The following is a 26200-nucleotide window of genomic DNA, read 5'->3' as shown; positions in this document are numbered from 1 at the left end:
CGCGCGACAGGCGCTGGAGCGCTTCTACGCGATGTTCAGCAACGAGCCGCTCGTGCTCGACAAGTGGTTCTCGCTGCAGGTACGGCGCCGGAGCGCGACGGCCAGGTCTTCGAGCGCGTCAAGTCCCTCCTGCTTCACCCTGACTTCAGCATCGCCAACCCGAACCGCGCGCGCAGCCTGATCAACGACTTCTGCCGCGGCAACCCGGCGGCCTTCCATCGGCCCGACGGCGCCGGCTACTCGTTCTGGGTCGACCGGGTGCTCGCCCTCGACGCCGTCAACCCGCAGCTCGCCTCGCGCCTGGCGCGCAGCCTCGACCGCTGGACCGTCCTCGCCGAGCCATACCGCAGCAAGGCGCGGGAAGCGATCGCCCAGGTCGCGGCGGCGCCGAAGCTCTCGGACGATACCGGCGAGATCGTCTCCCGCTCACTTTCGGCGAACTGACATGGCCACGAAAGCACGCAAGAAGAACGCGTTCTACGCGCAGTCGGGCGGTGTCACCGCCGTCATCAACGCGTCGGCCTGCGGCGTCATCGAGACGGCGCGCATCCACCGGCACCTGATCGGCACCGTCTACGCGGGGCGCAACGGCATCATCGGCGCGCTGACCGAGGACCTGATCGACACCAGCAAGGAGTCGGCGACGATGATCCGGTTGCTGCGCTCGACCCCGGCCGGCGCCTTCGGATCGGCCCGCTACAAGCTGAAATCGCTCGAGGCCAACCGGCGCGAATACGAGCGCCTGATCGAGGTCTTCCGGGCCCACGACATCGCCTGGTTCTTCTACAACGGCGGCGGCGACTCGGCCGACACCTGCTTCAAGGTGAGCCAGCTGTCGAAGGCGATGAGCTACCCCCTGCAGGCGATCCACGTGCCGAAAACGGTCGACAACGACCTGCCCCTCACCGACTGCTGCCCCGGCTTCGGCTCGGTCGCCAAGTACATCGCCGTGTCGGCGCTCGAGGCGTCGTACGACGTCCGCTCGATGGCACGCACGTCGACCAAGGTGTTCGTCCTCGAGGTCATGGGCCGCCATGCCGGCTGGATCGCCGCCGCCGGCGGGCTGATCGAGGAGCACGGCATCCCGGTCGTCATCCTGTTCCCGGAGATCGAGTTCGACGAGGCGAAGTTCATCGCCAAGGTCGATGCGATGGTGAAGACGCACGGCTACTGCACGGTCGTCGTCTCCGAAGGCGCGCACCGAGCCGACGGCAGCTTCCTCGCCGAGCAGGGCTCGCGCGACGCCTTCGGCCATGCCCAGCTCGGGGGCGCCGCGCCGGTGGTCGCCGGCATGGTGCGCTCTGCCCTCGGCTACAAGTTCCACTGGGCGGTGGCCGACTACCTGCAGCGCTCGGCCCGCCACATCGCGTCGAAGACCGACGTCAAGCAGGCCTACGAGCTCGGCAAGCGCGCGGTCGAGCTGGCGATGAAGGGTCACAACGCCGTCATGCCGACGATCGAGCGCACCTCGGATTCGCCCTACCGCTACCGGCTCGGCATGGCCGATCTCGCCGACGTGGCCAACGTCGAGAAGTTCATGCCGCGCGACTTCATCAGCGCCGACGGCTTTTCGATCACCGAGAAGTGCCGCCGCTACCTGCGCCCGCTGATCGCCGGCGTGGACTACCCCGCCTATCGCGGCGGGCTGCCTCGCTACGCGACGCTCAGGAACGTCGCGGTAGAGAAGAAGCTCCCGCCTTTCGAGCTGGCATAACCTACTTCGCGGCGGCCAGACCGAGGCGATCGATCAGGGCCTTGTCGCGCACGAAGGTCTGGTTCGCCCACTTCGCGTAGTCGTCGCCGCTCCGATACCAGGCGTCCTGGTTCAGCTGGTCGAGCAGCTCGAGGTGGCGCGGCTCGTCCATGGCCTTTCTGAACGCGTCGTGCAGCGTCTTGACCACGGCCGGGTCCATGCCCTTGGGCCCGACCAGCCCGTACGGCGAGGTCGAGACGACGTTGTAGCCGAGCTCCTGCGCCGTCGGCACGTTCGGCCAGCGCTTGGTGCGCTTCTCGCCGAAGGTCACGAGCAGGCGCAGCTGGCCGGCCTCGACCAGCTTGTCCCAGCCGGAGGCGTCGCTCTGCGCCATGACGTGGCCGCCGAGGATCGCCTGGGTCAGGTCGGCGTTGCCCTTGAACGGGATGTGGTTGAGGGTGACCTTGGCATTGCCGGCGAGCTCCTCCAACAGCAGGTGCGGCGAGGTGCCGATGCCGGTGGAGCCGTAGTCGATCTTGCCCGGGCTCTTGCGCGCGGCCTCGATGTACTCGTTGAAGGTCTTGTAGGGCGAGTCGGCGCGCACCGTCAGGCCGAAGGTGTAGCCCGAGACGCCCATGATGAAGGTGAAGTCCTTCAGGGGATCCCATTGCACCTTCTGCATGTGCGGCACACGCAGCATGCCCATCGGGTACTGCGCGATCGTGTAGCCGTCGGGCTTGGCCGTCAGCGCCATGGTTCCCGGGCCCGTCGTGCCGCCGCCACCCGGCTTGTTCTCGACGATGATGCTCTGGCCCAGGTGCTTTCCCGCGAGCTCGGCGAGCAGGCGGTGGTGACGATCCGTCGAGCCGCCCGCCGGCCAGGGAACGATGAGGGTGATGGGCCGGTTCGGGAAGACGGCTGCCTGGGCGCCGGCGAGGGCCGGCGCCCCCGCGGCGGCGGCGGCGAGCAGCGTGAGCAGGAGGCGACGCGGCTGCGATGGTCGGGTCATGGTAGGGACGGTCAGTGGGGATGCAGGATCGTGGCGCAGCTCGTCAGGGCCGTGCATTCGGACGAACCCATCCCGCAACGGCAAGGTCTTGCGAGCCTCGCTGGTAGAATCATCGGCTTTAGATCGATCGCCACGGCGACGGTCGACGCCGGCGTAGCTCAGTTGGTAGAGCAGCGCATTCGTAATGCGAAGGTCGGGAGTTCGACTCTTCTCGCCGGCACCAATTCCACCCCCGTCCGGCCCGCAGCGCTGTCCGTTGACCGGGCCTCAGTCCCGGGTCCTGCTCGCCCGGCCAAATGCCGACGCCACGCCCTCGAGGGTCGAAGCCCGGGCCGGGACCAGTCGGGCATCGATGGGCAGGCGCGCTGCGAACGTGGTGCCCGTGCTCCTCGCGGAAATCACTTCCAGCGAACCGCCGTGCGCCCGGGCGATCTGGTCGCAGATGAACAGCCCGAGGCCGAGCCCGCGGCGGGCCGTCGACGTCGAGCTGCGCCAGAACGGCGTGAAGATGTTGGGCAGGCTGTCCTGCGGGATGGGCTCGCCCTGGTTGGTGACCGTTACCGTGATCGAGCTGTCGTCGATCGTCGCTGAAAGGGAGATGGGTTCGGACGGGGAGCCATGGACGAGCGCGTTGCCGAGCAGGTTGGACACCAGCTGCTGCAGACGACCTCGATCGCAGCGGACCGGACGGCCGGCGTCGATGGCGACCTCGAGCTCCCGGTCGGGGTGGCTCAGCTGGTGCTCGGCCACCACCTCGCGCAGGGCCTCGGCAACGTCGTGCACATCGGCCACGTGCAGCTCGAAGCCGCCGCCCAGGCGACCCTTGGCGAAGTCGAGAATGTCGTCGATGAGGCGCGACATCCGGCGGGCGCTGCTGCCGATGCGCCTGGCGACCGCAGCGGCGCGCGGCTGGAGCGCTGCGCTGGGAAGCTGGAGGTAGTCCGCCCCGGCGAGCACGCCGGTCAGCGGCCCACGCAGGTCGTGTCCGAGGATGGCGATGAACTGTTCGCGGAGCTCACGCTCGGCTCGCTCGTTGGCCAGGGCCGCGCGCTGCTCGGCGCTGGCGCGGTCGTTGGCGAGCTGCGCTGCGATCAGCTCGGCGAAGCCCGTGAACATGCCGACGACACGTGGATCGGAGACCTTGGCAGGATGTCGGTCCAAGGCGCAGAGATTACCGAAGTACTCGCCCGTGGGCAGCACGATCGGGACCGAGATGTAGCTCTCGATCCCATAGAGGCGCGGCGTCGGGTGGTCGCGATAGCAGGGGTCCGCGCTGGCGTGGTCGAAGACGACCATCGCGCGCGATTCGCGGGATTCGCGACAGAGGGTGGTATCGATGTCGAGCTGGTCACCGGCGGCGAGGCCGAAGCCCAGCCTGTCGTGCACCGCGCAAGCCGTCCACGTACCGGACGTCACCCGGGCGACTGCCGAGAAGCCCATGCCCGTCACGTCGCAGACGATGCGCAGCAGTGCCGGAACCACGTCGAGTCGGCCGATGGCCGCGACGTCTTCCGCGATGGCGTCGCTGGTGTCTTCGATGCGGACGCTCATGGTCGTCTCCCTGTGATGTCGCTCACGCGGTGCGGGATACGCTTCCCTTCGACGCCGCGCCGATGCTGCCGAGGGCGCCGGCAACGGCGAAGACATACCAGAGCGACAACGTGCCTGCTTCGGGCGCAACGAACGAAGTTGCCGACAGCATGAGCGCCACGGCGGCCAGGACCGCCAGCACCAGCAGCGCGCAAGAGACGCCGAACGAGAAGCCCTGAACCTGGGACGTCCTCGAACCGGCGACGGTCATCATGTAGCCGACCAGGGTGAACAGCGGAAAGAGGATCCAGAGCGCGAGGCCCGGAGACCCACCGGCCAGACCGAACGGCCCCGCCACGAGAAGGGCGCCGGAGAAGAGGCCCATGAGCACCAGAACGGCACCGGCGAGCAGCACGACCATGGGGCACCTGTCGGGAAAGGAAGGGAGATCATTGTGCGGCCTTGACGTGCTGAGCAACTATCGGCCTCGCGGCGGTCCCTGCGATCCCGTCGCGCTGCCCGAGATCTCGTTCAACATCGCCTACACCGTGCCGAGCCGCGATGCCGCGAAATCGTGGCGAAACATCCTCGCCGGGCGCTCGTACATCAACTTCCACACCATTCAGTTCCCGGCCGGAGAGATCCGCGGTGCACTGATCGCGCCGATCCCGGAGCCGGAGACCTACGCCCTGATGCTGGGCGGCCTGGCGGCGCTCGGCTGGATGGGGCGGCGCAGGAAGCAGCGCCGCACGGGCTGATCGTCGGCGCGGCATACCCGGTCCCGCGCAGCCACCCCGGCGCCGGCTGAGCGGTCGGCTGGCCGCAGCGTCAGGCCCGACCGGCTCCTTCACGCAGGGAAACCGTCGGTCCACGAAAGCGGCCGTGGTTCACCCCGTTCCGCGCGGTCGGCCGTGCAACGGGCTACCCACTCTCCACGGAGCCTCGCATGCCGACCCGCCGCACCCTGCTCGCCCTCGCCCTCGCCGCCGCCGCGGCCGGCGCCTGCAGTTCGCTACCCGCCCACGCCGTCGGTGCCCTCGTCGACGTGCAGATCGTCGACCGCGGCCGGGCCGACGTGCTCCCGACCTGGCGCCACCGCGGCGCCACCTACGTCGCCGGACGCCCCGGCGACCGCTACGCCGTCCGCCTGAGCAACCGCACCGGATCACGCGTCCTGGTCGTGCTGTCGGTCGACGGCGTCAACGCCGTCAGCGGCGAGACCGCGGCGACGGGCCAGACCGGCTACGTCCTGGCCGCGTACCAGACTGCCGAGATCACCGGCTGGCGCAAGAGCACCAGCGAGGCGGCGGCCTTCTACTTCACCGCCCTGCCCGACTCGTACGCCGCCCGCACGCAGCGGCCGGACAACGTCGGCGTGATCGGCGCCGCCGTCTTCCGCGAGCGCGTGCCCGAGCCGGTGCCGCACTGGCGCGAGCAGCCTCCGGTCGCGCGCGACCGCGGCGCGGTGGGCAGTGCCCAGGAGGATCGACGCCCGAGCAGCGAAGCCGAAGCAGCCAAGAGCGCCGCAGCGCCGGCGCCTTCTTCCGAGCGCATGCAGCGCGAATCGCCGGCCCGCAACGAGCGGATCGGCACCGGCCACGGCGAGCGCGAGTATTCGCCGACGACGCAGACCGCCTTCGAGCGCGCGTCGCAGCAGCCGGCCGAGATCGTCCAGGTGCGCTACGACAGCCACGCCAACCTGCTTGCCAGCGGCGTCATCCCGCGGGCGCGGCCGCTGCCGCGCCAGCCCGAGGCTTTCCCTTCGTTCGTTCCGGATCCGGCCTGAGCCGCGCCGCCGGCTCAGGCGCCGCCGCCCGCGCCCTGCAGCAGCTGCCAGACGCGAGCCGGCGTCGCCGGCATCTCGAGCGCCTCGGCGCGGCGGCCGAGGCCGGCGCCTGCCAGTGCGTCGATCACCGCATTCATCACCGCCGGTGTCGCCCCGATGGTGCCCAGCTCGCCGACGCCCTTGACGCCGAGCGGGTTGAGCGCGCACGGGATCGAGGTGTCGAATTCGGTCCGGAAGTCCACGCCGACGTCGGCGCGCGGCAGCGCGTAGTCCATCAGGCTGCCGGTGACGAGCTGGCTGCTGCCCGGGTCGTAGACGACCTGCTCGCAGAGGGCCTGGCCGATGCCCTGCACCGCGCCGCCCTCTACCTGGCCGCGCGCGATCGTCGGGCTGATGACGCGGCCGATGTCGTTGACCGAGGCGTAGGCGACGACGCGCACGTCGCCGGTGTCCGGGTCGACCTCGACTTCGCAGACGTGGCAGGCGTTCGGCCAGGTCGGCCCGCCGACGGTGGTGCTCGAGTCGAGGTGGATGCGCGCGCCGGGCTGCTTGCCGGCGAGCGCGAAGAGGTCGATGCCGAGGTCGGTGCCGACGACGGCGAAACGGCCGGCGCGGTATTCGATGTCGGCCGCCGCCGCCTCGAGCGCCTCGCCGGCAAGCGCCTTCGCATGCTCGACCGTGCGCTCGGAGGCGTCGCGAACCGCCGACCCGCCGGTGAACAGGGAGCGCGAGCCGGCGCTGCCGAAGCCGTTGCCGCGGTCGGTGTCGCCCTGGACGACGCGGATGCGCTCGATCGGCACGCCGAAGACGTCGACGGCGAGCTGCGCATAGCTGGTCGCGATGCCCTGCCCCATGGCCTGCGTCGCCGAGAAGATCTCGATCGTGCCGTCCGGGGTCACGTCGACGCTCACCTTCTCCTCGAAGACATTGCCGCCGGTCCACTCCAGGAAGGTGGCGATGCCGCGCCCGCGCAGGAGGCCGCGCCGCTGCGAGGCGTCGCGGCGCGCCGCGTAGCCGCCCCAGTCGGCCAGCGCCAGGCCCTGGTCGAGGATTTTCTCGAACGCACCGCTGTCGTAGACCTGGCCCATCGGGTTCGTGTAGGGCATCTGCGCGGGGGCGAGCAGGTTGCGCCGGCGCAGCTCCGCCGGGTCGATGTTCATCTCGCGCGCGGCGGCGTCGAACAGGCGCTCGATCAGGTAGATCGCTTCCGGCCGGCCGGCGCCGCGGTAGGCGCCGGTCGGCGTCGTGTGGCTGAGGACCGCCTGCAGGTGCAGGTCGATGGCCGGGATGGCGTAGACGCTGGTCGAAACCCACGGCCCGATCAGCAGCTGGATCACGACCCCCGTGGCGGTGGCGTAGGCGCCGACGTTGGCCAGCGAATGCACGCGCAGCGCGAGCACCTTGCCGGCGGCATCGAGGGCGAGCTCGGCGCGGCTGCTGACGTCGCGGCCGTGCGATGCCGACAGGAAGTCCTCGCTGCGATCGGCCTGCCAGCGCACGGCCCGGCCGAGCGCGCGTGCCGCGTGCGCGACGACGATGTCCTCCGGGTAGATGCCGGTCTTCATGCCGAAGCCGCCGCCGACGTCGCCGATCAGGACGTGGACGCGGTCCTGCGCCAGCCCGGGCAAGGCGCCGGAGATGCCGGCCGCCACCGCCGTCGGCATCTGGTTGCTGATGCGCACCGTGAGGCGACCGCTGCCGGCGTCGAAGGACGCGGCGTTGCTGCGCGGCTCCATCGAGACCGGCGCGACGCGCTGGTTGACGAGGTCGAGCTCGATCCGCACCGCAGCGCGCGCGAACGCTTCGGCGGCGCGCGCGGCATCGCCGTGCCGCATCTCGGCAGCGATGTTGTCGGGCGCCTCGGCGGTGACCGCAGTCGCGCCCTCGGCGACGGCGGCACGCGCGCTGACGACTGCCGGGAGGTCCTCGTAGTCGACGGCGATCGCCTCGGCCGCATCGCGTGCCGCCTCGCGCGTCTCCGCGACGACCGCGGCGACCGGCTCGCCGACGAAGCGCGCGAACTCGTGCGCGAGCGCGCGCCGCGCCGGCGTCACGGTCGTGCGCCCGTCGGCGCGGCGGAAGTCGGTCGTCGTCGGCATCGGCTGGACGCCGGCGGCGACCAGCTCCGCGCCGGTGTAGACGGCGAGCACGCCGGGCATGGCCCGCGCCGCTTCGGCATCGATGGCGAGGATCCGCGCATGCGCGTAGGGCGAGCGCTGGAAGGCGATGAAGGCGGCGCCGTCGTGCAGCAGATTGTCGGTGAAGCGGCCGGCGCCCATCAGGAGGGCCCGGTCCTCGATGCGCCGGACCGCCCGGCCGCTGCCGAAGCGCGCCGCGGCGTCGCTGGTCGAAGTCGTCATGGTCACGTTCCCAGGGACACCCACATCGCCTTGTCGCGGTCCGCCGTCCAGATGCGCGGATCGCGGTGGCCGGTGGCCTCGTCGTAGGCCCGCGACACGTCGAACGGGATGCAGTGCTCGTAGATGACCCAGTGGCCGTACTTCGGCCGCAGCAGCGCGTCGGTGTCGGCATGCACGCGCTTCAGGTCGTGGCCCTTGGCGACGCCCGCCTTCACGCTTTCGAACATTTCGGCGATGAAGGAGCGCGTGCCGGCGATGCCCTCGGCGCACATCGCCGCGCTGGTCAGCGCCGCGCCGCGGCCGGGAACCGCCTGCTCGGCGCCGAGCGCGGCGACGTTGCCGAGCGTCGTCGGCCAGTCGCTGAAGTAGGCATCGCCGGCGTAGGGCGTGGCGCCGTACTCGACGAGGTCGCCGCTGAAGAGGATCTTCTGCTGCGGCAGCCAGGCCACGGTGTCGCCCTTGGTGTGGCCGGGGCCGAGCTGGATCAGCTGCACCTCGAGGGAGCCGAGCCACAGCGTCATGCGGCCGCGGAAAGTCACGGTCGGCCAGGTCAGGCCGGGGATCGTCTCGACGGCGCGAAACAGGCGCGGGAAGCGCTCGATCTCGCTCTTCATGTCGGCCGAGCCGCGCTCGACGATGAGGTCGCGCGTGTCCTCGCTGGCGATCACCTCGCTCGCGTCGTACGCGCTCGCGCCGAGCACGCGCACCGCGTGGTAGTGGCTCATCACGACGTGCTTGACAGGCTTGTCGGTGACCTCGCGGATGCGCCGGATGACGTCTTCCGCCATCACCGGCGTCGCTTGCGTGTCGATCACCATCACCGACTCGTCGCCGATGACGACGCCGGTGTTGGGGTCGCCCTCGGCGGTGTAGGCGTAGGCGTTGTCGGAAAGTTTCGTGAAGCTGACCTTCTTCTCGGCGAGGTCGGCCTGCGAGGCGAATGCTTTGCTCATGGGTACGTCCGTTCAGCTCGCCCGCTGCTCCGGGCGAAAGGCGCATTCTGGGCGAAAGCGGAAGTCAGGTTCCGGTGCGGGCCAGGAACGCCGAGATGGTGGCGAAGAAGGCGTCCGGCACCTCGGCGACGCTGAGGTGCGAGGCGTCGGCGAAGACCTCGAGTTGCGCGCCGGGGATGCGATCGGCGATCGCCTTCGCCATCTCCGGTGTCGCGCCGGCATCGCGGCCGCCGGCGATGACGAGCGTCGGCGTGGTCACCGTCGCGAGCCGGTCGAGCCAGTCGACGCCGGACACGGCGTGGCAGGCCGCGACATACCCCTGCGGATGCGTGCGCAGCAGCCGCGCGCGCAGCGTCGCCGCTTCCTGCGGATGCGCGGCCCGGTGTTCGGCATGCAGGTAGCGCTCGACGACGGCCTCGGCGACCGCCGGCATACCGCCTTTCTCGACCGCCTCGATCCGCGCCGTCCACACCGGCCGAGCTGCGTCGGGGTAGCGCGAGGTCGTGTTCGCGAGCACGGCACTGGCCAGCAATCCCGGGTGTCGCACGGCGAGGCCCTGGCCGACCATGCCGCCCATCGACAGGCCGATCCAGGCGACCGGACCGCGGCCCCATTCGCGGATGACGCGGGCCGCGTCGTCGACGAGGTCGTCGATCGCATAAGGGCCGGGCGGCCGCGCCGAGCCGCCGTGGCCGCGGTGGTCGTAGCGCAGGACGGTGTGGGTGGCGGCCAGGCGCGTTGCGAACGCGTCCCACATGTGCACGTCGAGGCCGAGCGCGTGGCTGAGCACCACCGGTGGTCCCTCGCCCTGCACGGCGACGCGGATTTGCGGCGCGCTGAAGGTGTGGTGGACGGCGACCCGTGACGCTGCCGACAGCGGCTGCGGCGCGGGTGCGCGGCCTTCGGCACGAAGGATGTCGGTCGTCAGCTTGAACGCGGTGTTGGCTGCCGGCACGCCGCAGTAGATCGCGCCCTGCATCAGCGTCTCCTTGATCTTGCCGAGGTCGACGCCGCCCTGGATCGCGGCCCGGCAGTGCAGCTCGAACTCCTCCCATCGCGCCAGGGCCATGGTCATGCCGAGGACGAGGAGGCGGCGCGTGTCGTGGTCGAGCCCGGGCCGGCCCCAGATGTCGTTCCAGGCATAGCGCGTGATCAGGTCCTGGAACTCGGCGTTGAAGTCGGTCGCGCCATCCAGCGACTTGTCGACCCAGGCGTCGCCGAGCACGGCGCGCCGGTTGGCGAGGCCCCGCTCGAAGTCGTCGGACCGATCGGAGGGTGGCGAGCGATCGCTCATGGGAGGTCTCCGGACGAGGAAGAGGACACGTGCAAGGCGTCGAGCTGGACCCGGGCGATGGCACCGGCGCGGCGCGCCGCCGCGTCGATGTCGAACACCGCGTCGAGATCGGCCGCGTCGACCGCCGCGAGCGTGACGTCGTCGCGCACGGCGGCGCGGGCCAGCGCGCGCAGGTCGGCGCCGGCGGATCGGGCCGCCTCGGCCGACCACGCCGCGACCCGCTCGTGCGCCCGGCTCTTGCCGACCGAGCGCGCCATCACAGCGGCCGCTGCCTCGGCAAAGACGGCACCGCGCTGCGCCTCGATGTTGGCGCGCATCCGGGCCGCGTCGACCTCGAGGCCCTCGGCCGCATCGGCGAGCGCGACGAGCGCACCGTGCGTGGCGAGAAACAGCGCCGGCCACTCGGCGAGCTCGGCCTGCCAGCGACCGAGGCTGCGCTCGTGCTCCTGCGGCATCGACGCAAGCAGCGCCGCCACTTGGTGCGGCGCCCGCGTCGCCGCGGCGATGGCCGTCATGGCCGCGACCGGGTTGCGCTTGTTCGGCATCGCCGACGACCCGCCTCGGCCGAGCCCGGCCGGCTCGGCCATCTCGCCCACCTCGGCCTGCGCCAGCAGGGCGACGTCGTGGCCGACCTTTCCGAGCGAGCCGCACAGCACCGCGACCTCGCAGGCGAGCGAGACCCAGGCGTCGCGCTGCGTGTGCCAGGCACCGGGGGCGACGGCGAGCCCCAGCCGGTCGGCCAGACGCTGCGCGACGGCCGGACCGCGCTCGCCGAGGGTCGCGAGCGTTCCCACCGCACCACCGAACTGGAGCTGCAGCGCGGCGGTGCGCGCGCGCGCCAGCCGCTCGCCGGCGCGCACCAGGGGCGCGATCCAGGCGACGAGCCTCAAGCCGACGCTGACGACCTGCGCCGGCTGCATCAAGGTGCGGGCGAGCATCGGCGTGTCGAGATGCCGGCGCGCCAGGCGAACCAGCGCGGCCAGCAGGCGCTGCCGGTCGGCGTCGAGCAGTTCGAGGGCGTGGCGCGTCGCCAGCACCATCGCCGTGTCGATCACGTCCTGGCTCGTGCCGCCCCAGTGCACGAAGCCGGCCGCCGCTTCGTCGGCGGCCGCCACGCGCCGGGTCAGGTGCCGGACCAGCGGGATGGCGAGGCTGCCGGCGATGCGCGCTTCCGCCACGAGCACGTCGATGTCCGGCTCGTCGGCGCAGGCAGCGACGATGGCCGCCGCCGCCGCCGCGGGTATCACGCCTTCGTCGGCCTCGGCCTGCGCCAGCGCCGCCTCGAAGGACAGCATCGCCGCGACCAGCGCGCGATCGCCGAACCGTTCGGCCATCGCAGCACTGCCGAGCGTGCGCTCGAAGAGCCACCCGCTCATTCGTCGTGCCGCAGCGGCGGCTGTTCGGCGTCGCGCGGCAGCACCGAGGCCAGCACCTTGTCGACGCGCTTGCCGTCGAGATCGACCACCTCGAAGCGCCAGCCGTCCCACTCGACCGAGTCGGCGGCATCGGGCAGGCGCCCGAGCAGCAGCATGATCATCCCGGCGAGCGTGTTGTAGCGGCCGCGGTCCTCCTCCGGAAGCTCCTTCAGCGGCAGCCGGTCCTTCAGCTCCTGGATCGGGATCAGGCCGTCGAACAGCCAGCTGCCGTCGTGGCGCTGCACCGCCCACGAGTCGGCGTCCGTCTGGGTGCTGAACTCGCCGGTGATCGCCTCCAGCACGTCGCGCACGGTGATCATCCCCTGCACCTCGCCGTACTCGTCGACGACGAAGACGATCTGCGGCGCCGTGGCGCGGAACTGCTCGAGCAGCTCCATGCCGGAGAGCGTTTCCGGAACGAAGACCGGCGGCGGCAGGTCCAGCGCCAGGTTCAGCGGCTCGCCCTGCATCGCCTGCAGCAGCAGCTTCTGCGCGCTGATGACGCCGACGACGTCGTCGAGGCCGTCGCGACAGACCGGATAGCGCGAGTGGTCGGCTTCGCGGATCACCTGCAGCACCTCGTCCGCGGTGTTCGACACGTCGAGCCAGACGATCTCGGCGCGCGGGATCATCATCGAGCCGACCTGGCGGTCGTCGAGGCGGAAGACGTTGCGCACCATCTGGTGCTCGTGCGCCTCGATCACGCCGGCGTCGACGCCCTCCTCGAGGCTGGCCTCGATCTCCTCCTCGGTCACGCTCCGCTCGGGGACGTTGCGCAGGCCGAGCACGCGCAGCGTGCCCTCCGTGCAGGCCGTGAGCAGGCGCACGAAGGGCCGCGTCAGCCGCGACAGCACCTCCATCGGCCGCGACACCACGCGGGCGACCGATTCCGGGTACATCTGGCCGATCCGCTTCGGCACCAGCTCGCCGAAGACGATGGTGAGGAAGGTGATGATGATCACGACCAGTCCCGTGGCCGTGAGGCCCGCCGCGCGATCGCCCATCTCGAAATTCGAGCGCAGCCAGCCGGCGAAGGGGACCGAGAAGGCGGCCTCGCCGACGATTCCATTGAGGATGCCGATCGAGGTGATGCCGATCTGCACGACCGAGAGGAAGCGGGTCGGGTCCTCGTGCAGCGTCATCGCCTGCCGGGCGCCCGCCTCGCCGGTCTCGACCATCACCTGCAGCCTCGCCTTGCGGCTGGCGGTGAGCGCCATCTCGGACATGGCGAACAGCGAATTGAGGAAGATCAGGAAGAGCAGTAAGGCAACGTCCATGCGCGGGCGCGGGCGTAAGCGGAGAACGAGCGTAGCAGAATCAGGTCAATGCACGCCCCCGCGCTCACTTCGTTCGCTGCCCCCCGAGGCGCCGCGCCGCGCCCTCCCGTCGGCCGGGCGGGCGCGCGATGAACTACGTGGTGGGCGACATCCAGGGCTGCGACGACGCACTCGCACGGCTTCTGGGCACCATCGCCTTCAGCCCGTCGCGAGACCGCGTCTACGTGCTCGGCGATCTGGTCAACCGGGGGCCGGCGTCGCTGGCCACCCTGCGCCGGCTGCGCGATCTCGGCGACGCCGCGGTCTGCGTCCTCGGCAACCACGACTGGCACCTGCTGGCCGTGGCCGCCGGCGTGCGCCCGCGCCACCGCACTGACAGCTTCGACGACATCCTCGACGCACCGGACCGCGACGCCTGGCTCGAATGGCTGCGCCAGCGGCGCATGGCGGTGCACGCGCACGGCTGGCTGATGCTGCATGCCGGCGTGGTGCCGCAATGGGATCTCCAGACGACGCTGTCGCTCGCCGGCGCGCTGGAGCGAGCCCTGCGCGAAGCGGCGCCGCGCGCGTTCCTCGACGCGATGTTCGGCAACGATCCCTCGTGCTGGAGCGACGTTCGCACCGACAAGGAACGGCTGCGCTTCACCCTCAACACGCTCACGCGCATCCGCTTCGTCTCGGCCGAGGGACGGCTGGAGTTCACCGTCAAGGACGGCGCCGACGCGGCACCGCCGGGCTTTCATCCCTGGTTCGACGCGCCCGGCCGGCGCACCGCCGGGCAGGCGATCGCCTTCGGCCATTGGTCGTCGCTCGGCCTGCTCGACCGCCCCGACCTGCTCGGCCTGGATACCGGCTGCGCCTGGGGCGGCAAGCTGACCGCAGCCCGGATCGGGCCTGCGACGCGCGAGATCTTTCAGATCGCGTGCTGACCGGGGGAACGCCTGCCCTCGTTCAGAAGCTCGCGATCAGCGCGACGCGGAACGATCGCGACTCGATCGGGTGAAAGTGAATGTCGTCGACGCCGCCGCTCGCTTCCCCGGGCAGCCTCGAGGTATAGAAGTAGTCGATGGCCGTCGCCTTGCGGTTGGTCAGGTTGAAGGCTTCCAGCTCGATCTGCACCGACTTGCTGAACTTGTAGCCGATGCGACCGTTGAAGATGCCGGTGCTTTTCGAGCGGACGCTGTTGTCCTCGGTCAGCGGGCGCGGGCCGAAGTAGCGGAACTGCAAGGCGCCGAACCAGGGCCCGACGTTGTCGACCGCCAGCGCGAACGAGGCGACGCCCTCCACGGCGCCGGGGATGCGATCGCCGGCCGGGCCGGCATTCCTGAACCGCGCCCGCGCGAAGGCGATGTCGGCGTCGATCGTCAGCCGGTCGTCGAGCTTGTAGTAGTTCGCCAGCTCGAAACCGGTCCGCCGGCTCGGCCGACTCGCTTCGGTGCCGCCGGCGTCGCCCACGAAGAGCAGCTCCGAATCGAAATCGAGCCGATACACCGCGAGCGACGTCTGCAGGCCGGGAAGCAAGGTCGTTCGCAGCCCGACCTCATGCCCCTTCGAGCGCACCAGCGGCGATACCTTGTCGACGGGTCCGCCTGTCCTGGGGTCGACGGTGATCGTCGTGCCGCGCGCATCGTTGCTGTGAAAGCCGCCACCGAGGTTGACGTAGTACTCGGTTTTCGCCCAGGGCCCGAAGATCAGGTTCAGCTTCGGGTTGACGATGCTGTCTGACGCCTTGCCGCTGTTGGCCGGGTTGTCGCTCGCCACCTTGAATCGGTAATGGTCGGCACGCAGACCGGCGACGGTACGGAACCATTCGCTCCAGCGGGTCGTGTTCTCGACGTAGACACCCACGCTGCTTTCGACGATGTGGTCGGAGCGGGTGGTCGACAGGAGCTGGCGCGCCCGGGTGCTGTTCAGCGAATTGAAGATGTTGTCGTTCTGGATCTGCAGGCCGATCGTGGTGTCCGAGTCGCGGCCGGAAAACGGCGTGCGCAGGGTGTGGCTCGCGTTGACCGCGCTGGTCGTGCGCCGGTCGGGCTGGCTGAATTGGTCGCCGTTCACCGGATCGTCCAGGAAGTAGGTGAAGTTCGAGAACAGCTTGAGCTGCCAGCCGATGAGATAAGCCTGGACCTTGGTGACGCCGGCCTCGGTACTGCGGCGCCACTCGCCCGAGAGGCTGTAACGATGCGCGCTGCCGCCGTCGCTCGGGTCGATGGCGTCGAAGCGATTGCGGATCAGACCGCTGTCGATCGCCCGCTGCGGAATCTGGTCGGTGGCGTTCCACCTGGCCCGGTAGGCCATGGCGGTGATGTTCGATCCGTTCGCCAGGTCGCCCTGGCTGTAGCGGAGCACGGCATTGACCTTCCGGTAGTCGTCCGGGTTCTCGAACGGGCCGTCGTTGCGCAGGCCTTCGAATGCGTACAGGAACTCGCCCGGGCCGAGACGGCGCGAGCTGGCGACCAGGGCGCGGCGGTAGCCGTTCTCGCCGAGCGCCACGCTCGCGATTCCCTGCGCCAGGGCGTTGGCGTAGCTCAGGCTCACCGCGCCTGCCGACGAAAAGTCGCCTTCGCTGGCGTAGTACGGGCCCTTCCTGTACTGCAGGCCGGTCGCCAGCTCGGGAATGATGAAGTTGAGGTCGGTCCAGCCTTGGCCATGCCCGTGCGAACGCTGGTTGACGACCATGCCGTCGACGGTCGTGCGCAGGTCCGTGCCGTGGTCCAGATTGAAACCGCGCAGATAGAACTGGTTGGCCTTGCCCTCGCCGCTGTGCTGGCTGACGATCAGCCCGGGCGTGCTCTCCAGCAGCTCGGCGGGCCGGTATACCGTCCGTGCATCGAGCTGCTTCTTGGTCACGGTACCGACGTTGGCAGAGTCGGCCACACCGACGAGGTTGGTCGAGTTCCCGGTGATCTCGACCTTCTCCAGGACTTGTTCGCCGCCGGCATGGGCAGCGGTGCCGGCGAGCAGGACGATGGCCGCTGCGCAAGGGCGCGAGACGGGGGTCCAGCGACAGGGAAGCCGGGCGGCAGACGGCCCGTGCAGGTGTTTCATGAGAGTCCTCGAGTAGGGCCAGCGTCCGATGCGTCGCGCCGTGGACGCGCGCGAAGGAACGGATGGCCCGATGGATGGTCCGCGCCGCGTTTCGGCGGCCGAAGGGGGTGCCGAGCGATCCCCGTGGACCGCATGGCGGGCTCTGGCGAGCTCGGGCGAGCTCGAAGGCGACCTACGCCTTCGGCGGACGCTCAGGTGGCGCCCAAGCCAAGCTCTTGAAGCGTCCCGGCGGTTCCTGCCTCCACCGCAACGACGAAACCTCCGGCACGTGCAGACCGGGCTCGGGCATCGTCGCGGCATGAAGCACGATCGACGCGACGAGCGAAGGAACGGCATCGGCGGACGTCGACCCTGGCCCTGCGGGCCCCAGGGCGAGAACGGTCGCATCGGCCGCGCCATGCCGGTGCTTCAGCCAGAGCGTGTGGCCGTGCGTCGTGCGGGCAGCCGCAGCGCCGACGACGATCCGGCGAAAGTCCTGCCAGCCCTGGAGCGGATCGCCGTGCACCGCCGCCGGACGATGGACGTGCGTCGTGCCGAGCAGTTGCGCCAGCACACCTGACAGGCCGATGAGCGGAAGGGCGATCAGGAGCAGCGATGCCACCCAGAGCCGCGACGAGCGGGCTCTGGCCGCACGGCGGCCGGGTGGCCCGTCCTCGCATTCGCCCCTGCTCATCGGAAAGAGGATACGTGGGCGAGGCGGGGTCGGATGCAGCCAAGCCCGAGCCGGCGCCTCAGGCGGAAAACAGCCGCTGCAGCATCCAGACGTTGAGCGTCACGACCACCGCGGCCGCCGTCCACAGCAAGGTGGCGGTCCGGCGGCCGAAGGCGAGCGCGCCCAGATGCTTGCGGCTGGTCGTGAACATGAGCAGAGGCACGATGGCGAAGGGCAGCTGCATGCTGAGCACGACCTGGCTGAAGACCAGCATCGAGTTGGCGCCGGCGCTGCCGTACCAGGCCGTCACCGCGATGGCCGGGACGATGGCGATGGCACGCGTCAGGAGCGCGCGCAGGGCCGGCGTCATGCGGATGTCCAGGAAGCCTTCCATGACGATCTGGCCGGCAAGCGTGCCCGTGACCGACGAGCTCAGCCCCGAGCACAGCAGAGCGACGCCGAAAAGAGCGCTCGCCGCGCCGACGCCGAGCAGCGGCGACAGCAGCTCGTAGGCCTCGCTGAGCTCGGTGACCGTGCCGACTCCAGGCCGGTGGAAGGCGCCGGCGGCGAGGATCAGGATGCTGGCGTTGACGAGCAGCGCCAGGCCGAGGGCGAGGGTCGAGTCGATCGTCGCGAAGCGGACCGCCTCGCGCCTGCCCTCGGTCGTCTGCACATGGCGCCGCGTCTGCACGATCGAGGAGTGCAGGTACAGGTTGTGCGGCATCACCGTGGCCCCGATGATCCCGATGGCGAGGTAGAGCATCTCCGGATTGGTAACGATCTCGGGCCGCGGCACGAAGCCGCCCAGCACGGCGGCGAACGACGGTTGCAGCCAGGCCATCTGGAAGGCGAAGCAGACGCCGATCGTCCCCACCAGCACCACGATCACCGCCTCGAGCCAGCGGAAGCCGCGCGTCTGCAGGGCCAGGATCAGCATGACGTCGAGGAAGGTGATGCAGACACCGCCGAGGAGCGGGATGCCGAAGAGCAGGTTCAGGCCGATCGCCATGCCGATCACCTCGGCCAGGTTGCAGGCGACGATGGCGATCTCGCAGAAGACCCAGAGGAGCAGGTTCACCGGCCGGGAGAAGTTCTTCTTGCAGGCCTGCGCCAGGTCGAGCCCGGCGCCGAGGCCCAGGCGCACGGCCGCCGCCTGGAACAGCATCGCCATCATGTTCGAGAGCAGGATGACGGCGAGCAGCGTGTAGCCGAACTGGGAGCCGCCGGCCAGCGAGGTCGCCCAGTTTCCCGGATCCATGTAGCCGACGGCGACCAGGTAGCCCGGGCCGAAGTAGGCGAGCATCCGGCGCATGCCGGAGCCGTTCGCGTCGGCGGCCGGGACATGGATCGAGCGATGGACCTCGGGCAGGCTGCGCGGCCCGTCCGGAGCAGGGTCGAAGGCGGGCGGGGCGGCGGCGGCGGCAGTGTTCATCGGTGCGAGGACGGGCAGCCCGGCCCCTGTGCAGCCATCGTGCCGTCGCAGTGTCTGCGAAACACGCGGCGCCCGCCGGCGCCGGCCGCTGCTTCAGGCCGCGGCGAGGCAAAACCTGCCGTCAGGATTACGTCCCGAGTGTGCGCAGCCCTTGCCGTTCTGATAGGCCGGTCGGCCGACCTGGCCCGCATGGCTGGCGGAGACGGTGAGATTCGAACTCACGGGGGAGTCGCCCCCCCGGCAGTTTTCAAGACTGCTGCCTTAGACCGCTCGGCCACGTCTCCGGGCACGGCGACGTCGAATCGCCGGCGCCGGGATCTTCGCACGGCGGTAACCCAGAAATGGCGGCCTGCCTACGACCTTGCCCTCTTCCCCGGCCCGGCACGCTCCGGTGCCGCCGGCCACGAACTCATCGCCATTTCCACGCTGGCGAGGAGGCTCTTCCTCGAAGCGCCGTCCTTGGCCTGCATCGACATGCCCTGGTAGACGGTCGCATAGAAGTTGGCGAGCGCACGCGCATCGGTGCCGGCCGGCAGCTCTCCATCGTCGATGCCTCTCTGGATCCGCTCCGCAATGCTCCTGACGTACAGGGCGCGCCGCTTGGCGACCAGGGCTTGCACGCGCTCGGCAGCGACGGAGCAGTTCGTCGTCGCCATGACCATCATGCAACCGTGCGGCTGGCAGGCGTCAGTCAGCTGCGCTGCGCCCTCCTCCAGCAGCCGCTGCACCGCCCCGCGCGCCGTCGGCTCCTCGGCGAGCGCCCGCGCGCCGAACCCGCCCGGGCCCTTGAGGTAGGACTCGATCGCTTCGAGGAAAAGACGCTCCTTGTCACCGAAGGCGGTGTAGAGGCTGGGTGGCGTGATCCCCATCGCGGCAGTCAGGTCGGCGACCGACGCGGCTTCATAGCCACGCTCCCAGAACACGTGCATCGCCTTCTCGAGGGCGGCATCGCGGTCGAAGGACAGAGGTCGTCCACGCGTCTTGGCGGTTCGCGACGCAGCTGCATCAAGCGCGGGTGGACCCGAGCTGCGGCTCGTCTTGCGGGCCTCGATCCTGCTTTTCATAGCGATAACTACTTAATGTCTTGACGAAGTCACATGGGATGGCTACATTCTGCCAGATGCCGTAGCGCTCGCTATGGATTGATCAGAATCCCATGAACTCCATTCCTCCCGGTATTCAACCGCGCCTCCTGATGTCGGGCACGGTGTTCACGGCGCTTGCAGCCCTGCCTCTTCTCGTCGGCTGCGGCGCTCAGGCGGAAGCGCAAGGCGGACCGCCACAGGCGCCGCCGGTGAGCGTGGCCCCTGCCGTTCAGCGACAGATCGCGGACACCGAGGAGTTCAGCGGCCGCCTGGAAGCGGCGGAGTTCGTCGAGCTTCGGCCGCGCGTCGGGGGCATCATCGACAAGGTCCACTTCGCGGACGGGGCGGTGGTCCGCAAGGGCGATCTTCTCTTCTCCATCGACCCTCGGCCGTTCGAAGCCGAGGCCGCACGGGCCCAGGCCCAGCTCACGTCCATGAAGGCGCGCCTGGAGCTGGCGCAAAGCGAGCTCGCCCGCGCGCAGAAGCTGCTCGACTCGCAGGCAGTCTCGAAACAGGAGGTGGATCAGCTCAGATCCGGGCAGCAGACGTCGCAGGCAGACATCCAGGGCGCCGAAGCGGCGCTGCGGATCGCCCGGCTCAATCTCGAATACGCGCAGGTGCGCGCGCCGATCGCCGGACGCGTGTCGCGTGCCGCCGTGACGGCGGGCAACGTCGTCAACGAGCAGTCGGTGCTGACCACGCTCGCCGGGGTGAGCAAGGTCTACGCTTACTTCGACGGCAGCGAGCGCACCTATCTGCGCCTGAAGGACGCCCGAGCCGCAGGCAAGGCACCCAGGGTTCGCATGGCCCTGCTCGACGAACAGGGCTTCCCGCACGAAGGCCAGGTCGACTTCATCGACAACCGGCTCAATCCGCAAACCGGCGCGATCCGCATGCGGGTGAGCTTCGACAACCCGGGCGGCCGCTTCACGCCCGGTCTCAGCGCCCGGCTGCGGATGGAGAGCGCCACCGCCTATGACGCGGTGCTGGTGCCCGAGCGCGCCATCGGCACCGACCAGACGAAGAAGTTCGTCTACGTCGTCCCGGCCGACGGCAAGCCACAGTTCCGCGAGGTGAAGCTGGGCGCCCTGGCCGACGGCATGCGCATCGTGCAAGGCAGCCTCAAGAGCGGCGAGCATGTCGTCGTCGACGGCCTGCAGCGGATCCAGCCCGGCATGACCGTCGCTCCGCAACTGCTGCAGGTCGATGCCAGAGGCATGCCGATTTTCCCGCCGCCGGCCGGTGCGCCGGGCACCCCGCCACCCGGCGACAAGAAGCCGGACGCCAAGAGCTGAAGCCGGACCGGCCATGGATATCTCGCGCTTCTTCATCGACCGGCCGCGGTTCGCGGCCGTGCTCTCCATCATCATCTTCCTGCTCGGTCTCCTGGCGATCTTTCGCCTGCCGATCTCCGAGTACCCGGAGGTCGCGCCGCCGCAGGTCGTGGTCAGGGCGCAGTTCCCGGGCGCCAACCCGAGGGTGATCTCCGAGACGGTGGCGACGCCGCTCGAGGAGCAGATCAACGGCGTCGAGAACCTGCTGTACTTCGACTCGCAGGCGACCGCCGACGGCGCCATGACGCTCACCGTCACCTTCAAGATCGGCACCCATCCCGAGGTCGCGGAGACGGCGGTGCAGAACCGGGTCAACCGGGCCCTGCCCCGCCTGCCCGAGATCGTCCGCCAGATCGGCGTCACGACCGAGAAGTCGAGTCCCAATCTGACCATGGTCGTCCACCTGGTCAGCCCTGACAACAGCCGCGACGCGCTCTACCTGCGCAACTACGGCCAGCTCAACATCCGCGATGAGCTGTTGCGGATCCCCGGCATGGGCTCGGTGCTCCTCTTCGGCGCCGGCGACTACGCCATGCGCATCTGGCTGGACCCCGCCAAGCTCGCGGCGCGCAGCATCACGACCGGCGAGGTCGTCGCCGCTGTCCGTGAGCAGAACGCCCAGGTCGCGGCCGGCACGGTCGGCACGCCGCCGTCGCCGCGAGGCACCGAGTTCCAGCTTGCCGTCAACACCCAGGGTCGCCTCGTCAGCGAAGAGCAGTTCGCCGACATCATCGTGCGCGCCGAGCCGGCGACCGGTGGCCTGGTCCGGATCCGCGACCTCGGCCGGGTCGAGCTCTCGGCCGGCTCGTACTCGCTGCGCAGCCTCCTCAACAACAAGCAAGCCGCGGCGATCGCCATCTTCCAGGCCCCGGGGTCGAACGCCCTTGCCCTCTCCAACAACGTCCGTGCGGCAATGGAGCGCCTGAAGGCCGACTTCCCCCAGGGCATGGGCTACAGCATCGTGTACGACCCGACGCGCTTCGTGCAGACCTCGATCGAGAAGGTGGTGCAGACCCTCATCGAGGCGACGCTGCTCGTGGTCCTGGTCGTCATCATCTTCCTGCAGACCTGGCGCGCGTCGATCATTCCCCTGATCGCGGTGCCGGTCTCGATCGTCGGCACCTTCGCGGTCCTGCTCCTGCTCGGCTACTCCATCAACACGCTGACGCTGTTCGGCCTGGTGCTGGCGATCGGCATCGTCGTCGACGACGCCATCGTGGTGGTCGAGAACGCCGAGCGCAACATCGAAGCCGGCCTGACGCCGCACGACGCCACGGTCAAGGCGATGCGGGAGGTCTCCGGCCCGATCATCGCGATCGCGCTCGTCCTCTGTGCGGTGTTCGTGCCGCTGGCGTTCGTGCCCGGGCTCACGGGCCAGTTCTACAAGCAGTTCGCCGTCACCATCGCCATCAGCACCGTCATCTCGGCGTTCAACTCGCTGACGCTGTCGCCGGCGCTGAGCGCCATCCTCCTGCGTCCGCACGACGCCCCCAAGGACCGGCTCACGCGCGGCATGGACAAGGTGTTCGGGCCGTTCTTCCGCTGGTTCAACGGCTGGTTCGGGAGGCGCAGCGAGGGCTATGGCCGCGGCGTCACTCGCATCGTCCAGCGCAAGTCGCTGGCCTTGATCGTCTACGCCGTGCTGCTGGCCCTGACGGCGTTCCTCTTCACGCGGATCCCGTCGGGCTTCGTGCCGGCGCCCGACAAGCAGTACCTGATCGGCATCGCCCAGCTGCCCGCCGGCGCCTCGCTCGAGCGCACCGACGCCGTCATCCGGCAGATGAGCGACATCGCTCTCAAGGTCCCGGGCATCGTCGACTCCATTGCGTTCCCGGGCCTGTCGATCGCCGGCTTCTCGGCCGCGCCCAACGAGGGGATCGTCTTCTTCGGCCTGGCGCCGTTCGAGCAGCGCACGTCCGGTGACCTGTCCAAGGGCGCCATCCTCGGCAAGGTCAACGGCGCCCTGCAGCAGATCCAGGGCGCGCGCATGTTCGTCGTGCCGCCGCCGGCAGTGGACGGCCTCGGCAACGCCGGCGGCTTCAAGCTGCAGGTGCAGGACCGCGAGGGACTGGGCGAACAGGCGCTCTTCGGTGCCGCGTGGGGCACGCTCGGCCAGGTCTACGGCAATCCGAAATCGAGCATCGGCACGTCCTTCTCCACCTACGACATCAACGTTCCCCAGCTGTACGCCAACGTCGATCGGGAGCGCGCCAAGCAGATGGGCGTCGCGCTCGGCGACATCTACGACACGATGCAGGTGAACCTCGGCTCGCTGTACGTCAACGACTTCACCCGCTTCGGCAAGACTTACCAGGTCGTCGTCCAGGCGGACGCCCCCTACCGCGCCGACGCCGAGTCGATCACGGCGCTCAAGACGCGCAACGCCGCTGGCGAGATGGTGCCGCTCGGCGCCTTGATGAAGGTCGAGCCCACCTATGGGCCGACCCGGGTGACGCGCTACAACGGCTATCCCTCGGCCGACATCAATGGCGCCGCCGCACCCGGCTTCTCGTCCGGCGAGGCCGAGGCCGTGATCGAGACGCTGCTCAAGCGGACGCTGCCGCGCGGCATGACCTACGAGTGGACGGAGCTCACTTACCAGGACCGGCTCACCCGCAATGTCACGCTGCCAGGGACGCAAGTCCAGGTGCCGGTGATCGCGGCCGTGATGATGATCGCGGTGCTGCTCGTCATCCTGGTCCTCTCCGCCCAGTACGAGAGCTGGAGCCTGCCGATGGCGATCGTGCTGATCGTGCCGATGTGCGTGCTGGCGGCTTTGTTCGGAGTCTGGCTGTCGCAGTTCCCGCCGTTCAACCAGCCCGGAGACCTGAACATCTTCACGCAGGTGGCGCTCGTCGTGCTTGTCGGCTTGGCCTGCAAGAACGCCATCCTGATCGTGGAGTTCGCGAAGGAGCTCGAGGAGCGCGGCGAGGCGCTGATGGACGCGATCCTGCACGCCTGCCGGATGCGCCTGCGCCCGATCCTGATGACCTCGATCGCCTTCTGCGCCGGCGTGCTGCCGCTCATCTTCGGCAGCGGCGCCGGCAGCGAGATGCGCCGGGCCATGGGCATCGCCGTGTTCTCCGGGATGCTCGGCGTCACCCTCTTCGGCATCTTCCTGACGCCGGTGTTCTATGTGCTGCTGCGCGGCCGAAGGGCAAAGCGGATGGCCGCGGCTGAAGGCCATGCGGTCGCGGCTGCAAACGCCTCGGCAGTCACGGTGGGCAGCGACAACAGCGCCGTTTTGGCGTCGCCGCTGTCGCCCTTGAGGAGAGACGGCGATGCTTGAACGTATCGCTTCCACGGCGATGCTGGCCGGCATCGCCCTCGTCCTGTCCGCCTGCGCGGTCGGCCCCGACTACCGCGCACCGGGGATTGCCCTGCCAAGCGGCTACCTGCATGCCGGTGCTGGCGCGGTCGACGCCACCGCACCCGGTGCGGACATCGCCCACTTCTGGCGCGGCTTCAGCGATCCGGCCCTGTCGCAGCTGGTCGAGCGGGCGCTGGCCGCCAACGGCGACGTTCGGATTGCGCAGGCGCGGCTGCGCGAATCGAGGGCAATGCTGCAAGGCGCGCGAGCGGAGCTGCTGCCGGAAATCGGCACCGCGGCGGGCGTGGGCCGATCGCTGACCCCCGACCACCTCCAGCCGGGCTCCTCGCGCAGCGAGCGCACCTCCACCGTGTACGACGCGGGCTTCACGGCCAGCTGGGAGCTGGACTTCTTCGGCCGCAACCGGCGTGTCAGCGAGTCGGCCACCGCCCAGCTGAACGCCTCCGCCGCCGGCGTCGCCGCGGTGGGAACGTCGATTGCAGCAGAGGTCGCGCGCAACTACCTGGAGTTGCGTGGCCTTCAGCAACGCCAGCAGGTGGCCGAGGAATCGATCGCCAACCAGCGCCAGAGCCTGCGTCTGACCGAGGCCAGGCTGGAGTTCGGGCGTGGCACGCGGCTGGATGTGTCCCGCGCGCGCAGCCTCCTCGGCAGCACGGAAGCGACGCTGCCCGCCCTCCAGGCAGCGATCGATCGCGCCGCGTACCGGCTGGCGACGCTCTCGGCACAGCCTCCGGGGGTCGTCCTCGCGCAGCTGGCCGCAGGTCCACGGCAGCTGCCCTCGCTTCCGGTGACCGACCTCGGAGCGCTGCCGATCGGCACGCCGGAGCAGCTGCTGCGCCGGCGACCCGATCTCATTCAGGCCGAGCGGCAGCTCGCCGCGGCCACGGCCAACATCGGCGTCGCCACTGCAGATCTGTTCCCGCGCGTGAATCTCTCAGGTCTGATCGGCCTGGCCAGCCTGCGCCTGGGTTTGCTCGGCGACAGCGGCTCGCAGCAGTACGCCTTCGGCGCCGGCATCACGTGGCCGTTGTTCGACTTCGGCCGGGTGCGCTCCCGCATCACCGCCAGCGAGGCGCGGGCCGAGCAGGCGCTGGCCGCCTACGAGCAAAGCGTCGCGCTGGCGCTCGAGGAAACCGAAGGCGCCCTCACCCAGTTCACACGCAACGCCCAGCAGGGCGAGCGGCTCGGTGCAGCGGCGCGGGACGCAGAGGACGCTTCCCGCCTGGCCGGACTTCGCTTCGATTCCGGCGCGGTCGACTTCCTCGCTGTCCTCGACGCCCAGCGGCAAGCGCTGACCACGCGAGACGCGCTGGTGCAAGTGCAGGTGGTTCAGGCAACTGCCCTGGTCGCCGTGTATCGGGCACTGGGCGGCGGCTGGCCCATCCCCTTGGCCGTCGCACGCCGCTGAAGGGCGCGGGCCGGCCAGCTTCTAAAGCAGCCGATGCCCCTGGATGCCTGCCATCACACGATGATTTCCTCGCTGATCTCGGCCATCAGTTCCACGCGCCGCTCGGCCATCTGCTGCGCAACGCCGGCGACATCCAGCTTGGCTTTGCGGCACTTGGGGAACATCTCGTCCTGCTCTTCTTTGACGTGGTGATCGATGTACTCGCCCAACACCTTCACTTTCGCGTCGTAGAGATCGTCGTCTGGTGCCATGCCGCGGATCTGCGTGATGAGACTCTTGGCCGAAGCATGCTCAACCTCCGCCTCGTCGAGCAGATCGACCTCCACGCCCTTTTCCCTGGCAGCCGGATAAAAGATCTCTTCCTCGAGCGTGGCGTGCACGGTCAGCATCATGCAAATGCGTTCTGCCAAGGCCTGCCGATCGGAAGAGTCGGCGCCCAGCTTGGCGATGCGCTCGTACTCGGTGAACAGCCTACGCACGTCCTCGTGGTCCTGACTGAGGAGCTTGATGGCGTCCAGGGTGCCGGCACGCTTGGCTTTGACTGAGGGCATAAGGTTCTCCGGTGGTTGCCGTGACGGTACCGGCCGCCCCGG

19 protein-coding genes, 2 tRNA genes and 3 pseudogenes are annotated in these 26200 nt (G+C 69.8%); 11 read left to right on the top strand and 13 right to left on the bottom strand.

What is annotated here, in order from left to right; translation table 11 throughout:
• Together AC30N0_RS16015 and AC30N0_RS16010 are read left to right on the top strand one after the other, a co-directional pair.
• Positions 1-444, top strand: a pseudogene (locus tag AC30N0_RS16015) (aminopeptidase N C-terminal domain-containing protein); the annotation flags it as partial.
• Between the two features lies 1 nt (position 445).
• Positions 446-1714, top strand: a complete 1269-nt coding sequence (locus tag AC30N0_RS16010) for a 6-phosphofructokinase (RefSeq protein ID WP_489518896.1) — start codon at positions 446-448, stop codon at positions 1712-1714.
• A gap of 1 nt (position 1715) precedes the next feature.
• Here AC30N0_RS16010 and AC30N0_RS16005 read toward each other — a convergent pair whose 3' ends face one another.
• A complete protein-coding gene (locus AC30N0_RS16005; RefSeq protein WP_489518895.1) occupies positions 1716-2702 on the bottom strand; it encodes a tripartite tricarboxylate transporter substrate binding protein in 987 nt (328 codons plus the stop codon).
• 147 nt (positions 2703-2849) lie between these two features.
• Here AC30N0_RS16005 and AC30N0_RS16000 point away from each other — a divergent pair.
• Positions 2850-2925, top strand: a tRNA-Thr gene (locus tag AC30N0_RS16000).
• Positions 2926-2969: 44 nt separating this feature from the next.
• Here the strand turns inward: AC30N0_RS16000 and AC30N0_RS15995 are convergent.
• Positions 2970-4253, bottom strand: coding sequence for a GAF domain-containing sensor histidine kinase (locus tag AC30N0_RS15995; protein WP_489518894.1), 1284 nt, complete (start codon positions 4251-4253; stop codon positions 2970-2972).
• A 22-nt stretch (positions 4254-4275) separates the two neighbouring features.
• Complete coding sequence (locus AC30N0_RS15990) at positions 4276-4653, bottom strand: hypothetical protein (RefSeq protein WP_489518893.1); 378 nt, start codon at positions 4651-4653, stop codon at positions 4276-4278.
• Here AC30N0_RS15990 and AC30N0_RS15985 point away from each other — a divergent pair.
• The 3 genes and pseudogenes from AC30N0_RS15985 to AC30N0_RS15975 form a co-directional block, all read left to right on the top strand.
• Positions 4616-4873: pseudogene (locus AC30N0_RS15985) on the top strand (hypothetical protein); the annotation flags it as partial. The gene AC30N0_RS15990 and the pseudogene AC30N0_RS15985 sit on opposite strands and share 38 nt — an antisense overlap.
• Positions 4874-4888: 15 nt before the next feature.
• Positions 4889-4990, top strand: a pseudogene (locus AC30N0_RS15980) (PEP-CTERM sorting domain-containing protein); the annotation flags it as partial.
• A gap of 188 nt (positions 4991-5178) precedes the next feature.
• Entirely contained in the window at positions 5179-6018 is an 840-nt protein-coding gene (locus AC30N0_RS15975; RefSeq protein WP_489518892.1) for a hypothetical protein, read from the top strand.
• Between the two features lie 14 nt (positions 6019-6032).
• On the opposite strand, the gene AC30N0_RS15970 is transcribed toward AC30N0_RS15975, so the two are convergent.
• The 5 genes from AC30N0_RS15970 to AC30N0_RS15950 all read right to left on the bottom strand — a co-directional run bounded on the left by AC30N0_RS15970 (position 6033) and on the right by AC30N0_RS15950 (position 13317).
• Positions 6033-8378, bottom strand: a complete 2346-nt coding sequence (locus AC30N0_RS15970) for a xanthine dehydrogenase family protein molybdopterin-binding subunit (protein WP_489518891.1) — start codon at positions 8376-8378, stop codon at positions 6033-6035.
• Between the two features lie 2 nt (positions 8379-8380).
• Positions 8381-9331: an MBL fold metallo-hydrolase gene (locus tag AC30N0_RS15965; protein WP_489518890.1), complete on the bottom strand. Its 951-nt coding sequence runs from the start codon at positions 9329-9331 to the stop codon at positions 8381-8383.
• 64 nt (positions 9332-9395) lie between these two features.
• Complete coding sequence (pcaCD, locus tag AC30N0_RS15960) at positions 9396-10625, bottom strand: bifunctional 4-carboxymuconolactone decarboxylase/3-oxoadipate enol-lactonase PcaCD (protein WP_489518889.1); 1230 nt, start codon at positions 10623-10625, stop codon at positions 9396-9398.
• A complete protein-coding gene (gene pcaB, locus AC30N0_RS15955) occupies positions 10622-12001 on the bottom strand; it encodes a 3-carboxy-cis,cis-muconate cycloisomerase (RefSeq protein WP_489518888.1) in 1380 nt (459 codons plus the stop codon). Before pcaB ends, pcaCD begins: the two co-directional genes overlap by 4 nt.
• The gene (locus AC30N0_RS15950) at positions 11998-13317 is read right to left on the bottom strand and encodes a hemolysin family protein (protein WP_489518887.1); all 1320 of its coding nucleotides are present in this window, start codon (positions 13315-13317) and stop codon (positions 11998-12000) included. The genes pcaB and AC30N0_RS15950 overlap by 4 nt, the downstream gene beginning before the upstream one ends.
• A 128-nt stretch (positions 13318-13445) precedes the next feature.
• Here AC30N0_RS15950 and AC30N0_RS15945 point away from each other — a divergent pair, with 128 nt between their 5' ends.
• Positions 13446-14246 carry a symmetrical bis(5'-nucleosyl)-tetraphosphatase gene (locus tag AC30N0_RS15945; protein WP_489518886.1) on the top strand — a complete coding sequence of 267 codons (801 nt, stop codon included), beginning with the start codon at positions 13446-13448 and terminating at the stop codon, positions 14244-14246.
• A 22-nt stretch (positions 14247-14268) separates the two neighbouring features.
• On the opposite strand, the gene AC30N0_RS15940 is transcribed toward AC30N0_RS15945, so the two are convergent.
• A complete protein-coding gene (locus tag AC30N0_RS15940) occupies positions 14269-16365 on the bottom strand; it encodes a TonB-dependent receptor (protein WP_489518885.1) in 2097 nt (698 codons plus the stop codon).
• 268 nt (positions 16366-16633) lie between these two features.
• Between AC30N0_RS15940 and AC30N0_RS15935 the strand changes: the two genes are divergently transcribed.
• The gene (locus AC30N0_RS15935; protein ID WP_489518884.1) at positions 16634-16924 is read left to right on the top strand and encodes a hypothetical protein; all 291 of its coding nucleotides are present in this window, start codon (positions 16634-16636) and stop codon (positions 16922-16924) included.
• Between the two features lie 172 nt (positions 16925-17096).
• Here AC30N0_RS15935 and AC30N0_RS15930 read toward each other — a convergent pair whose 3' ends face one another.
• The 3 genes from AC30N0_RS15930 to AC30N0_RS15920 form a co-directional block, all read right to left on the bottom strand.
• On the bottom strand, positions 17097-18449 hold the full coding sequence (locus AC30N0_RS15930) for an Nramp family divalent metal transporter (RefSeq protein WP_489518883.1): 1353 nt from the start codon (positions 18447-18449) through the stop codon (positions 17097-17099).
• Between the two features lie 194 nt (positions 18450-18643).
• A tRNA-Ser gene (locus tag AC30N0_RS15925) sits at positions 18644-18733 on the bottom strand.
• 69 nt (positions 18734-18802) lie between these two features.
• Entirely contained in the window at positions 18803-19513 is a 711-nt protein-coding gene (locus AC30N0_RS15920; RefSeq protein ID WP_489518882.1) for a TetR/AcrR family transcriptional regulator, read from the bottom strand.
• A 92-nt stretch (positions 19514-19605) separates the two neighbouring features.
• Between AC30N0_RS15920 and AC30N0_RS15915 the strand changes: the two genes are divergently transcribed.
• The 3 genes from AC30N0_RS15915 to AC30N0_RS15905 are packed head-to-tail and all read left to right on the top strand — an operon-like array spanning position 19606 to position 25607.
• Positions 19606-20829 carry an efflux RND transporter periplasmic adaptor subunit gene (locus AC30N0_RS15915; protein ID WP_489518881.1) on the top strand — a complete coding sequence of 408 codons (1224 nt, stop codon included), beginning with the start codon at positions 19606-19608 and terminating at the stop codon, positions 20827-20829.
• Between the two features lie 13 nt (positions 20830-20842).
• Positions 20843-24157 carry an efflux RND transporter permease subunit gene (locus AC30N0_RS15910; RefSeq protein ID WP_489518880.1) on the top strand — a complete coding sequence of 1105 codons (3315 nt, stop codon included), beginning with the start codon at positions 20843-20845 and terminating at the stop codon, positions 24155-24157.
• A 19-nt stretch (positions 24158-24176) separates the two neighbouring features.
• Positions 24177-25607: an efflux transporter outer membrane subunit gene (locus tag AC30N0_RS15905; protein WP_489518879.1), complete on the top strand. Its 1431-nt coding sequence runs from the start codon at positions 24177-24179 to the stop codon at positions 25605-25607.
• A 53-nt stretch (positions 25608-25660) separates the two neighbouring features.
• On the opposite strand, the gene AC30N0_RS15900 is transcribed toward AC30N0_RS15905, so the two are convergent.
• A complete protein-coding gene (locus AC30N0_RS15900; RefSeq protein WP_489518878.1) occupies positions 25661-26158 on the bottom strand; it encodes a hemerythrin domain-containing protein in 498 nt (165 codons plus the stop codon).
• Positions 26159-26200: the final 42 nt, after the last annotated feature.

This window comes from Rhizobacter sp. (assembly GCF_031412495.1).
In the GTDB taxonomy this organism is placed as follows: domain Bacteria; phylum Pseudomonadota; class Gammaproteobacteria; order Burkholderiales; family Burkholderiaceae_C; genus Schlegelella_A.
The sequence above is the reverse complement of the archived record's forward strand: the minus strand, read 5'-3'. Positions and strand labels throughout refer to the sequence as shown.

What these genes read in the sequence shown, in the direction of transcription:
- AC30N0_RS15920 (WP_489518882.1), bottom strand. Translation starts at nt 19,513, where the DNA reads ATGAAAAGCAGGATCGAGGCCCGCAAGACGAGCCGCAGCTCGGGTCCA.
- AC30N0_RS15930 (WP_489518883.1), bottom strand. Translation starts at nt 18,449, where the DNA reads ATGAACACTGCCGCCGCCGCCGCCCCGCCCGCCTTCGACCCTGCTCCG.
- AC30N0_RS15945 (WP_489518886.1), top strand. Translation starts at nt 13,446, where the DNA reads ATGAACTACGTGGTGGGCGACATCCAGGGCTGCGACGACGCACTCGCA.
- AC30N0_RS16010 (WP_489518896.1), top strand. Translation starts at nt 446, where the DNA reads ATGGCCACGAAAGCACGCAAGAAGAACGCGTTCTACGCGCAGTCGGGC.
- AC30N0_RS15900 (WP_489518878.1), bottom strand. Translation starts at nt 26,158, where the DNA reads ATGCCCTCAGTCAAAGCCAAGCGTGCCGGCACCCTGGACGCCATCAAG.
- AC30N0_RS15915 (WP_489518881.1), top strand. Translation starts at nt 19,606, where the DNA reads ATGAACTCCATTCCTCCCGGTATTCAACCGCGCCTCCTGATGTCGGGC.
- pcaCD (WP_489518889.1), bottom strand. Translation starts at nt 10,625, where the DNA reads ATGAGCGATCGCTCGCCACCCTCCGATCGGTCCGACGACTTCGAGCGG.
- AC30N0_RS15965 (WP_489518890.1), bottom strand. Translation starts at nt 9,331, where the DNA reads ATGAGCAAAGCATTCGCCTCGCAGGCCGACCTCGCCGAGAAGAAGGTC.
- AC30N0_RS15975 (WP_489518892.1), top strand. Translation starts at nt 5,179, where the DNA reads ATGCCGACCCGCCGCACCCTGCTCGCCCTCGCCCTCGCCGCCGCCGCG.
- pcaB (WP_489518888.1), bottom strand. Translation starts at nt 12,001, where the DNA reads ATGAGCGGGTGGCTCTTCGAGCGCACGCTCGGCAGTGCTGCGATGGCC.
- AC30N0_RS15970 (WP_489518891.1), bottom strand. Translation starts at nt 8,378, where the DNA reads ATGACGACTTCGACCAGCGACGCCGCGGCGCGCTTCGGCAGCGGCCGG.
- AC30N0_RS15905 (WP_489518879.1), top strand. Translation starts at nt 24,177, where the DNA reads ATGCTGGCCGGCATCGCCCTCGTCCTGTCCGCCTGCGCGGTCGGCCCC.
- AC30N0_RS15990 (WP_489518893.1), bottom strand. Translation starts at nt 4,653, where the DNA reads ATGGTCGTGCTGCTCGCCGGTGCCGTTCTGGTGCTCATGGGCCTCTTC.
- AC30N0_RS15995 (WP_489518894.1), bottom strand. Translation starts at nt 4,253, where the DNA reads ATGAGCGTCCGCATCGAAGACACCAGCGACGCCATCGCGGAAGACGTC.
- AC30N0_RS16005 (WP_489518895.1), bottom strand. Translation starts at nt 2,702, where the DNA reads ATGACCCGACCATCGCAGCCGCGTCGCCTCCTGCTCACGCTGCTCGCC.
- AC30N0_RS15910 (WP_489518880.1), top strand. Translation starts at nt 20,843, where the DNA reads ATGGATATCTCGCGCTTCTTCATCGACCGGCCGCGGTTCGCGGCCGTG.
- AC30N0_RS15940 (WP_489518885.1), bottom strand. Translation starts at nt 16,365, where the DNA reads ATGAAACACCTGCACGGGCCGTCTGCCGCCCGGCTTCCCTGTCGCTGG.
- AC30N0_RS15950 (WP_489518887.1), bottom strand. Translation starts at nt 13,317, where the DNA reads ATGGACGTTGCCTTACTGCTCTTCCTGATCTTCCTCAATTCGCTGTTC.